This window comes from Pseudomonas sp. On1, from assembly GCF_033783325.1.
On record NZ_JAWPOA010000001.1, the window covers coordinates 66,831 to 80,524 of the forward strand.

Sequence of the window (13,694 nt, forward strand, 5' to 3'; positions counted from 1 at the left end):
CATGATACACGAGGGATAACGGATTGGCCGCAAAAATCAACGCCCTAATGAGCTGGCCACCTGAATCGTTGCATCTTCGATTAGTCCCCAAGGCCGCCCTGCAGGACGTAAGCAGATCACCAGGCCAGGAGACTCGCCTCTGGAGGTGTAGGGTAGGGGGTGAGCAATGTGGGATGGATCATCGTCCGGCAAGAACCCATTCGAAACAAGTGCATCAATAACCGGTTTGCAGGCCGCGGTAACACTTTCTGGGTCGAGCAAGCTGCTCTCACCTGTGATGTATACCTCCTCGACCAACAGAGGATAGGTCGCAATGGCTATCCATTCCTCGAGAACAGCCTTGTAGGTGTATCGAAGGGCCTCCACTCGTTTCAGCCATGTGTTCTTCAGGCGGGTGGCCTTGGCGTCGTGGACGCGGAGCATGGTGTTGAGAGAGACCAGCTTCGCCCCGGGGAAGCAAATGGTCAGTACCCTGGATGTAGATTCCAGGCTAATCCTGTCTTTCCTCCCATCCATATTGGCGGTTTGGACTTTTTCGAGGCGCTGGACCGCCTTGCTCGGCTTTTTATCAGCAGGGGAGGGCGGGGTAGATGTTGGCTCGCTTTGGAGCTGCCTTGCAATCCGCTCCAGGAATTTGGGATCACTGGCGAATGCAGCCCGGTGGTTTGACTTACGCATAGGTCCTCCAGAAACAAGGGAGGACCATAACCGTGCATTGAGATATGACCAGTTTATACCTGCTTGAGCTCGGTAAGGGCAGGTACGTCCAGAAGAGGGCACCTCCTGAACATTATTAGGGCATGAATCAGGAGTTGTTCCATGTCCAATATTCGATCTGTCTGCATCGTCGACGACTCCCCCGGAATGCGGAAGATGGGGGCCGGCTTTCTGCAGAAAGCTGATATCGAGGTTCACCTCGCAAAGGATGGGTACGAGGCCCTGCGTGTTATTCGCGAGGCTAGGCCTGATGCGTGCTTCATCGACATCGAAATGCCTAACCTGGACGGATTGAAGCTTGCCTCAATCCTACGAGCTTCGACTCAATTCAAGCACCTACCCATCGCCATGCTTTCCAGTGCGAGTTCACCTTTCGACATACAGAAAGGGCTCTTGGCAGGCGCAGATCTCTACCTGACCAAGCCGTTCACAGGCGACAAGATCGCGAAAGCACTCATTGATATGGAAGCGATTATCGATGAGCAGTGATATCTCCAGCGGTCGTTACAAGTGCATTGGGTATCGGATCGGCGATACCTACTGCTTGAGCCCTTCATTGGCGGTAAACGCCATCACTCAGGTTCCTGTTAGTCCCACGCAAGTGCCCGGAACGAAGCCCTGGTTGCTCGGGGCAACCAAGCTGGATGGAGACATCATTCCTTTCGTGAATATAGCTCGGTTCCTCTCGATCCCTCAGACCATGTCCAGGGCAGAACACAGTAACCCAGTGGCTTTGATCGTCCGGGGCGGAGCTGATGTGGGTGACGTAGGCGTCATCGTAGATCAAGTGGTTGGGTTCATCCCTTCGGGCAACCTCACTGACGCCCCAAATGCCAATTTGAAGATCCCACCCGGGTTAGGTGCTTGCCTAGTCGGAGTCGTAACAGGCGACGCCCGGACGTGGGCTGTCATCGACATTCAGGCGCTAATTGCCGATCCCAAAATGCAAACGATTGACCTCACATGAGACAGGACCGCATGAGCAACAATTTTTCCTTCGTTCCCCTTACCGCGGTCCTGCTGATCGCAACTGGCAGCGCGGCTGCATGGACTGGATACAGCTTCCTTAAAGACACTCGGGCTGATTCCTTCTATGTGGCTGAAACCTACGAACTGAAGTCCGCCGCTATGCAAACCATCTACTTGGCAGACAAAGCAGCGGCTGATGGTGCATATGCAAGCCAGCTCGTCGACGCGGAAAGTCAGGTAGAGCGCGCCCTGATGCATCTTCGCAATGGAGACCCAATCAAGGGTATTCCCGGCGCACCGGAATCGGTACTGCGTAGCCTGGAGTCCCTGAGTGCTTCCTGGGATGGCATTGCCCCCTCGATCGCCAAACTGATCAGTGGACAGTCTGGGACCGAAGCCTTCAGCCGAGCCGCCAAGGAGGCGAAGACGGCCGTTGTGAAAGTGATTGAGAGTGGCCGCTCGGCTGAAGCGCTGCTATCTAAGCTGAATGCTACTTCCCAGCAGAAGAGCCAGCTGGCTCAGGCCCTCACTGAGCTGGAAGCTGACGTAGCGGGAGTCACTGCTACTACAGTAGTCGATGCCACCGGGCTGCAAGGCGCAGAGGCAGGGGTTAGCAAGTATTTAGGCGCGCTCACCGCATTCGGGAATTCGTTGCCTCGTGACAAGGCAATGATGGATGAGTTGATCAAAAGCTACCGAAGCGCTCAATCCGCTCAGAGCCTGATTAGCCAGGCAAGCGGCCTTTCCTCCAACTCGGCCCAGAATCTTCCGCATGCTAAAGAAATCTGGCAGGCACGGGACAAGATCGCGTCTTCGACAGATACCTTGATCGCTTCGGTGAAGGCTTTGCCGGATGCACGAGCCATCAACCCAACTCTCGTGGCAGTCCTGGGTGCTCTAACTATCGGCCTCGCGATCCTGAGTGTCCTCTTGGTGGCTCGTGTATCTGCTTCTCGGGCTCAGGCGGTTGAAACCCGCGGCAGCACGATTGAGGGTAGTCAGCGTGAACGGTCCAAGGAGCTGAGTCTCCTTTTGACTGAAATTGAGCGAGTAGGGCGGGGAGAGTTGGACCTTACCCTGACAGATGATCGCGATTCCACCAAAGAGATCGCGAAACTGCTCAACCAGGTATTCGCGCGGTTCCATGAGATTTTCACCGAAACCAGCCAGACCGTAATGGGGCTTGCTGCGGCGACGGAACAAACCATCACCACAGCTCGCAATGTTGACCGCAATCGTGACGAGCAATTCCGGGCGATCGAGCACATCAGCTCTCTGATCGCAGACATGAATACCTTCATCAATCTGATCCAGCAGCTCATGGGTGATACCCAGCGCGTTGCCAACAGCGTGGCTAACAAAGTCCACGCCGGCAGTGAGTCTGTGAATGGTGTGCACGAAGGTATTTTGGTCCAGACCCAGCACCTGAACTCTATCCAGCATCGAAACAAGCATCTGATCGAACGGTTCCAGATGCTGGAAAGGATCAGTGAGTTCGTAAAAGAGGTTGCGACAAAGTCCGAGCTGGTTGCTTACAACGCCTACCTGGTATCGGACCAAGTCGAGGGCAATACCGAGCTGTCCCGTGCGATGGCTAAGAGCGGTGAAGCGGTCCAGGACCTCAGCACCCAGTCGAAAGCTGTGGTGAGCGAGATTGGGCAACTGCTCAAGGACATGAATGAAGCTGCTCGCGATACCCAGACCGCTGTTGACATATCACTGAGCGAAATGCAGGGCCTGCTGACCCGCTCCAATGCGGCGCTCGCTTCCCTGAAAGACATTCAGAGCATTACTGAGAGCCTCACCACGAGTGTTGACGACGTCAATCAGCGGACCAATAGCCTCATTTCTCAGTCGTCCGAGGTATCCGAGACGATGAGTTCTATTCGTCACTACGCTTCCGAAAACTCGGCTGCGAGCGAGCAGACTGCATCTGCAATGAACAACCTGAATCGCCAAGCTCAGAACCTGCACAGTGGCATTCAAGACTTCTACAGCAAGCAACGCGAACGCGCATGAATACAGTCGATGATCTAATTCTCGATGAGGGGATGGCCAACTCTTGGATGAAGATCATCGAGGAGCGCTTTGCCATCGAAATTGACGAGCACCGGCGTGTTGCCTTTGCGAGGGCCCTTACCAGTTTCGCATGCGAAACTGGTGAGACCCTCGAAAGCCTGTTCAAGCTGTTCGTGTCTGGGCGTCTGGAGGAAGCGCAGAGATTCCAGATTCTGCACCTGGCGACCAATCACGAAACTCGGTTTTTCCGATATCCCCCATCGTTATCTGCTATCCGTGACGCCTGTGCTGATATTCGTAGACCTCCCAGAGTCTTGTCAGTCGGTTGCTCAACAGGTGAAGAGCCCTACAGCATCGCATGCACATTGCTTCGCGCTGGACATGCAGCATTTCATGTGCATGGCACCGATGTGTCCCAGCCATGTATCGATAAAGCGCGGCAGGGGATCTACCGCGGGCACCCCGAGATACGACTCGATGTCGCTGCACCACAAGGCCAGCATGAGGTCCGGTTTCACGCCTGGATACGAGACATGGTCACCTTTGAGCAGCACAACATTCTTGCTGAGCGTCCGGTGAACTTCACCGCTCCTGACGTGATCATCACCCAGAACATGCTGATTTATTACCGCGTCGAAACGCGGCACCTAATACTGCAGAAGCTGGCGGCCATGTTGCCGATTGGGGGGTACTTACTGACCGGCCCCGCAGAGGACGGTAACTGGAATCCGCTGGGGTTGAAGCGACTCCCTAACCACCTTCTCAATCTCTTTGTAAGGGTTGCTTAGCAATGCCCAAGAATGTCCACGCGGCACATCTTTCCTGGATTCGGCCCCCGATCATCAAGAGCGTCGAGATCGCCAAGGCGTCTATCGACACCTACTTCAAAAAACATGCTGATCTACAGAATCCTCCTCAAGGGGCACAGGCTGAATGGTTTGCCAACCAGAAGAAGGCGATGGCCGATGCATTCCGCAACGTCAGTGAACACGTAGAGTTGATTCACTCTGCGCTGACTGTCTGCGATAGCCCCGGAGGCTCGGCTTTATCGGTTGAAATGCGGGTAGTCTGCACCAGTGTCCAAGAAAAACTCCTCGAAGAGGAGAAGGTGGCCCCCGCAATTCTCGCCATGATGTCCGGCATGATCATGCTGCCAAACTATCTGAAGATGGTCATTGATGGAGCCCCTGATGCTCCTGGCATCCTCTCCAGGCAGATCAATGAAATCCGTGAGGTCAGGGGCGTTCCCTTGCTTGTCGAGGACAGCCTCCCCCCTAGCATGCTCTCATTCGAGTTTGTTGATCCTCCCCGCAAGATTCATAACGTTGACGATGCCCGGCAGCAGGAGGTCTTCTCGACCTCATCTCGTCGCTTCCAGACAGCCTTCAGTTCCTACATTGGGACCCAGAACAAAGGGGCGCTGGCGGACATGCGCCAGGTCCTCCGAGAACTCCAGGAAGTTTCTCATAAGCCGGAAGTGGGCGATTTCTGGTGGGTTGGTGAGTGTCTACTCGAGGCACTTGCCGTCGGGGGCCTTCGTAGTGGCGGTAACACCGTCTCCCAGGTCCGCATGCTCTCTGTCGCGGTTCAGAAAATCGGTCTAGGTGGTGAAGAAGCCGCCCTGGAAGTCCTGGGTATCGATCGCTTCAAGTCGTTGCTCTACGTACTGAGCCTAAGTTCAAAAAGCACGCCTAGCATCGAAGCCGCGTTGAGGGTATTCAATGTCGGGAAGTCAGTCGACACCGACTCGTTGGCAAAGCTTCAGAGCAAGCTCGAATCTACTGAGGCTACAACCATTGCTGACGTCGTCCTGGAGCTGAAGCCTCTTCTGGATGCAGCCATGGTCTCTCTGGGGCGGGCCCTGGGGGCACGCTCTGACGACATCTTCAGTGTCCAGCTGTCTGCATATAGTGCGGCGATGCGTTCAGTAGCGAACGTGTTCTATATGGTGGGCGAGGATGAGCTTGCAGGGGTTGCCAATAAGTCCATCGCACTCGTGGCTGGCAAGGAAGGTATTTCTGCCATCGCTGCCGAGGTGGTAGACGATCTGAAGTCTTACATCCTCTACCTCGACGAGCGCATCAATCTCATCAATGAAAATGACGCGACAAAGGCACTGAACATTGAGGGTGTCGGTGCCGACGTTCTGGACACACTCGTCTCGGAATGTTTGATCGAAGTGGTGAAGACTCGTCGTTCCGTTTCGGTTCACGTAGAAAGTGGCATTGGCCAGGATGAACTGAAGGACGGACTTGCATCTCTCGTCAATACTGCTGCGGCCTTGAAGTTTTCGGGAGCAGAACAGGTTGGTGATTTGCTCGGTGCAGTCTGCTCTGGGATGGTAGGTCTCCTAGATAATGCGGAACTCACGTACAGCCCGGAGCTGGATCTGCTGGCGAAAGCCTTGGTGGCGATTGAGATGTACCTCGAAGCCATCAAATCCAAACTTGAACCTGATCCCGAAAACCTGACGAAGGCAGCTGAAGCTCTCCGCGAACTCGGGATAGATTTCACGGAGGTGGCTCCGGTAACCACCAACGAACTTTTGATTAAATTTGAGGCAGCCCAGGAAGAGGTACGCGAAGACGATGATCCGTTCCTCACCGAGCTTTTCGAGCTGAGGAGCGTCTTCGAAGATAGCTTCACGAGCCTCGACCTGCGTAGTCGTTCGTCCATTGAGCAACTCTACAAGGCTGCAGACCGCCTCTCCATGGCCGCCCGTATGCACGGTCATGAGTCGTTCGGAAAGATCGCCAGTGGTGTTGCTGCCTTCAGCAAAGGCGTAACAAACCGAGCCCTCAAAGAGGATTTCGACCATGCGGAGGAGCATGACTTGCTGCGCTCCGGCGTGGAGATGTGCCTCCGCTGCATGGATGAATACTCTCTCAGGAACAAGGTCTCCTTGTTTGTGAAAGATGTGGCCGATGCACTCATGGCTAAAGCTGATCCGGAAATGCAGTTGGCATACACGTCTCATCCAGAGATACCGGCATCGTCTACTAACGCAACTCATCAGCCTGCAGTCCAGAACAAGCTCGAGCAAGTCGTTGCCGAGCCGGATGCAGTGATACTGGCCCATGAGCAAGAACGGGAAATGCCCGAGGGCGTCGATCCGGTCCTGATCGATATCTTCCGTCAGGAGTTCACCGAGCAATACGCAGCAATGAGTGCGTATCTCAAAAGCGGGCGAAAAGACGTCAACGAAGCGTTTTGCCGTGTCGCTCATACCCTTCATGGAATTTCGTCCAGTGCTGATTGCCTCCCGCTTGCAAGTGCATTTGCAGCCCTAGAGACTCGCCTGTTCCAGTTGAGAAGTGAAGAGGCTGAACTGCTCCAGGGTGATGTAGAAGCCCTCCTGGATTTCCTGGCAGATGCTGAACGTTTCCAGCAAGCTTTCCCTTGGAAGACTGAAACTCCCGCACTTCACTCCTGGCTAGAGGTTGTCCAGGCATTGGGGTGCGGAGCGGAAGAGGCTGAGTACGTTGAGGTCGCTCAGGTCACTCCAGTTTCGCATGCTAAACCGGAACCGGATGCTCCGCAGGAAAGTCATCAGCCGGAAAATTTGAACCCAGTTTCGCATGCTAAACCGGGAAACTCTGAAAGCGATGATGTACAAGAGTCCACCACCAAGCATGCGCAGCAGCCTTCTGCCCCGCCGGCGATTGAATACAACCCGGAGATGGCTGAGTTCTATATTGAAGAAGCCGAGGAAGTTCTCCCTCAGCTTCAGCTGAACGTAGACCGCTGGATGGGCCAGATGGATGACCATGACCTGGTTACCACCATCAAGCGGCAGATGCATACTCTGAAGGGCGCTGCAGCTATGGCAGAGGCAGCTTCGATCAGAGAGATTACCCATTACATGGAAAGCCTCTTCGAGAGTCTTTCCCTGAGCATCATTCCTGCATCAGATGACTGCGCCAGGCTGGTCGAGTATGTGTTGGTCGCATTGGATCAAATGACTAGCGCGATGCGTCGCGCTGTCGGGTACGAAGTTCCCTCGGCCTTGATCCGTTGCGTTGAAGCTGCAGTCCAGCATAATCGAGTGGATCTTGGCCTTCTTGCTCAAGAGCCCTGCACAGCCGGCGAGGTCCTCCTTCAAGATATCCAGCTAGAGAAGGTGGCCACCCAAGACGCCAGGGCCGAAACCCTAGAAGCTTGTGAAGCACAATCTATCGCAGAACTTGAAGAAGAAACGCCTAAGACTGAAGAGTTCGAGCAAGGCATCGTCCATCCTCAGGGTGAGGAAAACTCTTTGGCGGAGGAAGAGTCAGGACACAAAAAGACTCGTCGCAGGTCTCGAGGAAAAGGTGGTGCAAAACGACACGCGGCCCGTATGGCAGCTCACGCTCAACCCGCTCAGGAAGACAGTCTGGTGGTGTCCTCGGAGCCGGAAGACTCAGTCGAGGTCGAGAGTCCAGCTTTGCCCGCCGTCCCGGAAGCTACCCCCGAAGAGTCTGGCAAGTCAGTGCCGGCACCTGTAGCAATTCCCGAACTCGTTGAAGTCCTACCGTCAATTTCTGCCGTTACTGCACAAGAGCAGGAAGTACACCATGAGCCAGAGCGGCAAAGCAGAACTCTTCGCGAGTCGGTCGAAGGCATAACCTCTAAATCTGCCCCAACCAAGCCTGTTAGCAGCTCGGTGATTCGCGAGATCCTGGCGAAAGCCCATGACTCCATCCACGGTGTCGGCAGCAAACGTCGAAGCGGTGGCTCGGAAAAAATCAAAGTGGATCAGCGACTACTGGACACTGCAGTCGAGCAGTCCAGCGAGCTGACCGCAGCCCGATATCGCCAACAGGCGCTGCATGCCGAGTTGATGATGATCGTAACCATCATTCGGGAGAAGCTCGAGGCGCAACAGTTGAACCACATGAAGTTCACCAGCGCCCTGCGTCTTCACACAAACCAACCCGTTCCAACCGCCTTGGCCCATCAATCGGCAGGTGATTTTCAGCTTGAGCGATTCAATGATCTTTCAGCTCTCAATGTGACCATGGGGGCTCAACTGGCCCAGACCATCCAAGACGTCGAGGAAATGTTCGCACAGGGCAAGCTGATCAAAGACTCCTACCGTCAACAGGCGGGGCTCATCAGCAGCCTGCAACGAGATCTTCTCGATAGCCGCCTGGTACCGTTCCAAAACATTCGTCCAGCCCTGACCAATCTCATCGAGCGTGAGTCTTCAAAACTAGGGAAGAAAGTAGACACCGTCTTCACCGGTGGCGACGTAATCGTGGACAAAGTCATGCTCGATGCTGTGCGTGATCCACTGGTCCACCTACTCAACAATGCTCTCGACCATGGTATCGAGCCTGAAGCACAGCGGATTGCTCAAGGGAAATCCGCGCATGGCAGCTTGGAGGTAAACGTCTGCCGACGAGCTAAGAACATCGTCATCACTGTCAAGGACGATGGCAAAGGCATCGATACCGCGATGATCAAGGCTAAGGCACTGGAGAAAGGCATCATCAGGCAGGATGATCAACTGACCGAATCGGATCTCCTGAGACTCATCACTCACAATGGGTTCTCTACTGCAGCAAAAGTCTCTCAGCTGTCCGGCCGCGGTGTTGGTATGGACATTGTCGCTACGACGGTAGAAAGCATGGGCGGCCGGCTGGTAATTGAGAGCAAGGTAGGCTGGGGTACGACCTTCACTTTGGAAATGCCATTCACTATCGGCTCGAACCGAGCTCTCATCTGCCGTACGGGCAGTCAATGGTTTGCGATTCCCAGCTACACCATGTACCAGATCATCCAGTGCACCCGAGCCGATCTGGAAAAACAGCGGTTGGAGAAGGGGAAAGCGGTACTTCATCACGAAGGAAAGTCCTTCGAGGTTGTGCATCTGGCCGACCTACTTGCGATGCCTGAGATGCGTTCCACTCACGATTTGGACCAGGAGGTCCTGGTCATTCTGTGTCAACAAGGCGAAATGGCTATTGGTATTGAGGTCGACAGCACTGATTCAATGCCCGAGATCCACATCAGGAAGCTGGACGGCATCCTTTCCAAAGTGCGCGGGATCATTGGCGAGACAGAGATGCAAGACGGTTCGCCGGTCTTCGTCATCGATGTCATGGAGCTGGTGAGGCTCAACCTCAAGCGGACAGACACCGGCTTCAAGGTTCGGCAAAACCGTGTCAAGTCTGTGAAACGAGATCTAAAACCGGTCTGCCTCGTCGTTGACGACGCTACGAGTTATCGCAAGCTGTTGCAGAAGCACTTCGAGGCTCGTGGGTATACGGTCATTACTGCCCGCGACGGTCAGGACGCAATGGACATGCTCCCTCTCGAGAGACTCCCCGAAATCGTCATGGTGGACATGGAAATGCCTCGAATGACTGGCTTGGAACTCACAAAGGCACTGCGAGCCCGGGCTGAATTCAATGAGGTACCAATCATCATGCTCACCACTCGCACAAATCTAGAGGACGAGGCCCTGCGAGCTGGCGTAAACGTCTATCTGAACAAACCGTGCGACAGCATCGCGCTCGATAACGCGATTGCAGAAGTTCGCCCAGAACAAGCATTGCAAGGGTCCGCTGCATGAGAGTCGGTATCATTTCAACTAGCAACGTCCAAGTGGCTCTCATCCAAGAGGTTCTCTCGCCAGTTGTCGGAGAACTCACGGTCTATGACATGAGCCACGTGGAGAATGGAGACCTGTCAGCGACTGGCGTTCACGCACTGATCGTCGACTTCAGCGACGAGGCGATTCTCAACTCAGAAGATGTCCTCGAAATGTTGGGACGAGATGAGCCTGTCTGTGTGCTCAACGAACGTGAGCTGTATTCGATGAGCGCTGCAGAACGTCAGGCCTGGTGCAACAAGCTTGTCGATGAGCTTAAGCGAAGCATCCCCGACCTTGCAGAAAGCCTTGATGCGAAGAAAGCTGAGATTGAATCCCGAAACGCGAACGACACCTGGGTGATCGGCTGTAGCTCTGGCGGGCCTCAAGCTATCCGTGATTTTCTTGGCGAGTTACCAACGTTGCCAGTCAGTATTTTCCTGGTCCAGCACCTCACCGAAGCTGCATTCAACACCTATGTCCAGCGGGTACGCGAATGTACCTCGCGGTGGGAGGTGGTCGCGGCCGAGCATGGCGCCAAGCTTAAGGCCGGTACCATCTTCGTTGTCCCCCGTGACACCACAGTTGAAGTACGAAGCGGGATGATCCAACTCCGGCCGGTCAAGCCAAACACCTACAGCCCGTCGATTAACAGCGTGATTCGGTCTGTGTTCAGTTCGATTGCAGGGAAGCTTGGAGTGATCATCCTCACCGGGATGGGGGATGACGGTGCCTCGGGAATTCGTGATCTGAAAGGAAAGGCGAAGATCGTTATGGCCCAGGATGCGGAGTCCAGCCAGGCCCGTTCGATGCCTGATGCTGCTAGGGAAACTGGGGCTGTATCCTTCTCGGGTAAACCGGCCGAGCTTGCCCGACATATGTACCGGATGTACGGCATCGGGAATCACTGATCACAAAACAGAAGGCCGCCCAAATTGGCGGCCTTTTCAGTTGGTCTATGCAACCTCTTGATCGTCATCACCAGGAGAGTCGGTGATCACCGCAACACCGGTGATCTTCTGGCTGCGGAGCTTCGCCTCGATCTCATCGCTGACCGCGGGATTCTCCTGCAGATACTGGCAGGCATTCGCCTTGCCTTGGCCGATCTTCTGACCTGCGTAGCTGTACCAAGCCCCCGACTTCTCGATCAAGCCACCAGCTACCCCAAGATCAACAATCTCACCGAGCTTGTTGATCCCCTTCCCATAGAGGATTTGGAATTCAGCCTGGCGGAATGGTGGAGAAACTTTGTTCTTCACCACCTTCACCCGGGTTTCGTTCCCGATCTGCTCATCGCCATCTTTCACCGATCCGGTACGACGAATGTCCAGGCGCACAGAGGCGTAGAACTTCAGGGCGTTACCCCCGGTGGTGGTTTCCGGGTTGCCAAACATCACGCCGATCTTCATGCGGATCTGGTTGATGAAGATGACCAGGCAGTTGGCGTTCTTGATGTTGCCGGTGATCTTGCGCAGCGCCTGGGACATCAGGCGGGCCTGCAGGCCGACGTGGGCATCGCCCATCTCGCCTTCGATCTCGGCCTTTGGCACCAACGCCGCCACGGAGTCGACGATGATCACGTCCACCGCGTTGGAGCGCACCAGCATGTCGGTGATTTCCAGGGCCTGCTCGCCAGTGTCCGGCTGCGAGACCAGCAGGTCGTCAACGTTGACGCCCAGCTTGCCGGCGTAGTCCGGGTCCAGCGCGTGCTCGGCGTCAACGAATGCGCAGGTGGCGCCCTGGCGTTGAGCTTCGGCGATGACCGAGAGGGTCAGGGTGGTTTTGCCCGAGGATTCCGGGCCGTAGATCTCGACGATCCGGCCTTTCGGCAGTCCGCCGATGCCCAAGGCGATATCCAAACCCATTGAGCCGGTGGAAATCGCAGGAATGGCCTGGCGCTCGTGTTCGCCCATGCGCATTACCGCGCCCTTGCCGAACTGTTTCTCGATCTGACCCAGTGCTGCTTGAAGGGCCTTGTTACGTTGCTCATTCATGGAAGTTGCTCCGTTCTGTGGACGCAGGATGCGTGAGATCAATCTCGGCCGGTTTCAGATGTGCCAGAACCCAAGACTTGTCGAATTGCTTTGGCTTGATCACCAAGGCATTTGCCGAGTGATTGATTGAGCAGCTCAAGAGCTCCAGGATTTGCCCGGTTGATCAGATCGCGCAAAAAGTCCTCCTGCAGTTCTTCATCTGCTGGGAAGGACACTGGATCGAAATCAGCGCGAATAATCGTTGCCACGCCCAGCTTGGTCGTTACCTGGATGGTCCGTGGGTCGAGGCGTGTTGCGAACTGGCGAAGAAGGGGAGAGGTGGTGATTTGGAAGCTGTCCATAGATTGGTCCTCATGTGGCACTTGAGACCAATCTATGGATATCTGGATGTGGCAGAAGCGCCTCAACCGCAGATTGTTGGGGAGCAAACCCCCATGATCTCTTCGTACTCCTTGCAGCAGACCACAGGAGTCCACCAAACGAAGGCATACAGCTCCTCAAGGGAGACGGGGTATAGCCTCATGGCTGTGTCCAGGAGAGCGCTACCGGCCTTGAAACCGACGGTTGGCCAGGGTTGAGTTTGCTGCAGCTTCCCAACAGAGAGGGCCGCGCTGAAGGGAAAGGTACCGATTGTGAAGCCGCTGAGGTGGATTGCTCGGTATGCTGCAATTCCGGCAGCGATCGCCGCGTTGTCGTTATGGGAAGCCATTTGCCGGGGATAGAGACCACCCCATTGTCCTATGCAGATCTCCATTCCAGGGATGGAGAATGAGCCAGTGAGCGGATTGCAAATCACTCCCGCAATCGCTTCTGCTGCTCCAATGTCCCGACATCCTGTGTTCCAGGTTGGGTCGAACTCGGTGCTGTAGAGCAATCTCGGGAAGCAGTTCGGCAGGGCTGAATTGAACGCATTGACGCCCTTTGACACGATAGGGTTGGCCACTGCACCGCACATGTCTAAGGCAGAGGTCAGGGAAAAGTTAGTGGTGCGAGCAGCATCCACACCACAAAGCTTGCACGACTGATAGCCCATTGCGATGTCGATCGCCCAGTCCGGCAATTGCCAGATACGGACTGCCATCGATGTGTAATCGTTGTTGTCCGTGCCCACACTGAGTGGGCCACCAATGGGTTGGCCGAGTACCGTATCTCCACCACCTTTGATCACTTCCACCAACGCTACTGGCTGGTAATGAGAGACGATCAGATGGTCTGGGCAGAAATGGCAGCATGGCCCGAAAATTTTGTATTCGAGGGTGATGGGGTCGATGAAAAGCAGAGTGGCGATGCTGGCACTCATCGCGGCTGCTTCCTGAGTTTTCACCCCAAACCCAATGGCGGCTGCAGCGCTGGCTGCAGCCGACATCTTCACGAAGCGTCGACGGGAGACTTCCAATTCACTCACCTACAGAACAAGGGTT

At 55.1% G+C, this 13,694-nt stretch carries 10 protein-coding genes; 6 read left to right on the top strand and 4 right to left on the bottom strand.

Annotated features, from left to right (window positions below; genetic code table 11):
- Positions 1–36: 36 nt before the first annotated feature.
- Positions 37–678 (bottom strand): hypothetical protein, encoded by a 642-nt coding sequence (locus tag R5C80_RS00330; RefSeq protein WP_019439026.1) that lies wholly within the window; start codon positions 676–678, stop codon positions 37–39.
- Between the two features lie 141 nt (positions 679–819).
- On the opposite strand from R5C80_RS00330, the gene R5C80_RS00335 reads away from it, so the two are divergent.
- The 6 genes from R5C80_RS00335 to R5C80_RS00360 are packed head-to-tail and all read left to right on the top strand — an operon-like array spanning position 820 to position 11,190.
- Positions 820–1,206 (top strand): response regulator, encoded by a 387-nt coding sequence (locus R5C80_RS00335; RefSeq protein ID WP_010792598.1) that lies wholly within the window; start codon positions 820–822, stop codon positions 1,204–1,206.
- Complete coding sequence (locus R5C80_RS00340) at positions 1,196–1,684, top strand: chemotaxis protein CheW (protein ID WP_019439027.1); 489 nt, start codon at positions 1,196–1,198, stop codon at positions 1,682–1,684. Before R5C80_RS00335 ends, R5C80_RS00340 begins: the two co-directional genes overlap by 11 nt.
- 11 nt (positions 1,685–1,695) lie before the next feature.
- A complete protein-coding gene (locus tag R5C80_RS00345; RefSeq protein WP_282853634.1) occupies positions 1,696–3,705 on the top strand; it encodes a methyl-accepting chemotaxis protein in 2,010 nt (669 codons plus the stop codon).
- Entirely contained in the window at positions 3,702–4,493 is a 792-nt protein-coding gene (locus R5C80_RS00350; protein ID WP_019439029.1) for a CheR family methyltransferase, read from the top strand. Before R5C80_RS00345 ends, R5C80_RS00350 begins: the two co-directional genes overlap by 4 nt.
- Positions 4,494–4,495: 2 nt before the next feature.
- The gene (locus R5C80_RS00355; RefSeq protein ID WP_319049642.1) at positions 4,496–10,261 is read left to right on the top strand and encodes a response regulator; all 5,766 of its coding nucleotides are present in this window, start codon (positions 4,496–4,498) and stop codon (positions 10,259–10,261) included.
- The gene (locus R5C80_RS00360; protein WP_209419097.1) at positions 10,258–11,190 is read left to right on the top strand and encodes a chemotaxis protein CheB; all 933 of its coding nucleotides are present in this window, start codon (positions 10,258–10,260) and stop codon (positions 11,188–11,190) included. Before R5C80_RS00355 ends, R5C80_RS00360 begins: the two co-directional genes overlap by 4 nt.
- A 45-nt stretch (positions 11,191–11,235) precedes the next feature.
- Here the strand turns inward: R5C80_RS00360 and recA are convergent, their stop codons facing one another.
- The 3 genes from recA to R5C80_RS00375 all read right to left on the bottom strand — a co-directional run bounded on the left by recA (position 11,236) and on the right by R5C80_RS00375 (position 13,669).
- On the bottom strand, positions 11,236–12,273 hold the full coding sequence (recA, locus tag R5C80_RS00365) for a recombinase RecA (protein WP_319049643.1): 1,038 nt from the start codon (positions 12,271–12,273) through the stop codon (positions 11,236–11,238).
- 38 nt (positions 12,274–12,311) lie between these two features.
- Entirely contained in the window at positions 12,312–12,614 is a 303-nt protein-coding gene (locus R5C80_RS00370; RefSeq protein ID WP_319049645.1) for a hypothetical protein, read from the bottom strand.
- A gap of 62 nt (positions 12,615–12,676) precedes the next feature.
- Complete coding sequence (locus tag R5C80_RS00375; protein ID WP_223290564.1) at positions 12,677–13,669, bottom strand: twin-arginine translocation signal domain-containing protein; 993 nt, start codon at positions 13,667–13,669, stop codon at positions 12,677–12,679.
- Between the last annotated feature and the right edge of the window lie 25 nt (positions 13,670–13,694).

Bases quoted from the DNA above. Each gene is read 5' to 3' on its own strand.
- R5C80_RS00355 (WP_319049642.1), top strand. From the start codon at position 4,496: ATGCCCAAGAATGTCCACGCGGCACATCTTTCCTGGATTCGGCCCCCG.
- R5C80_RS00370 (WP_319049645.1), bottom strand. From the start codon at position 12,614: ATGGACAGCTTCCAAATCACCACCTCTCCCCTTCTTCGCCAGTTCGCA.
- R5C80_RS00330 (WP_019439026.1), bottom strand. From the start codon at position 678: ATGCGTAAGTCAAACCACCGGGCTGCATTCGCCAGTGATCCCAAATTC.
- R5C80_RS00335 (WP_010792598.1), top strand. From the start codon at position 820: ATGTCCAATATTCGATCTGTCTGCATCGTCGACGACTCCCCCGGAATG.
- R5C80_RS00340 (WP_019439027.1), top strand. From the start codon at position 1,196: ATGAGCAGTGATATCTCCAGCGGTCGTTACAAGTGCATTGGGTATCGG.
- R5C80_RS00350 (WP_019439029.1), top strand. From the start codon at position 3,702: ATGAATACAGTCGATGATCTAATTCTCGATGAGGGGATGGCCAACTCT.
- R5C80_RS00360 (WP_209419097.1), top strand. From the start codon at position 10,258: ATGAGAGTCGGTATCATTTCAACTAGCAACGTCCAAGTGGCTCTCATC.
- recA (WP_319049643.1), bottom strand. From the start codon at position 12,273: ATGAATGAGCAACGTAACAAGGCCCTTCAAGCAGCACTGGGTCAGATC.
- R5C80_RS00345 (WP_282853634.1), top strand. From the start codon at position 1,696: ATGAGCAACAATTTTTCCTTCGTTCCCCTTACCGCGGTCCTGCTGATC.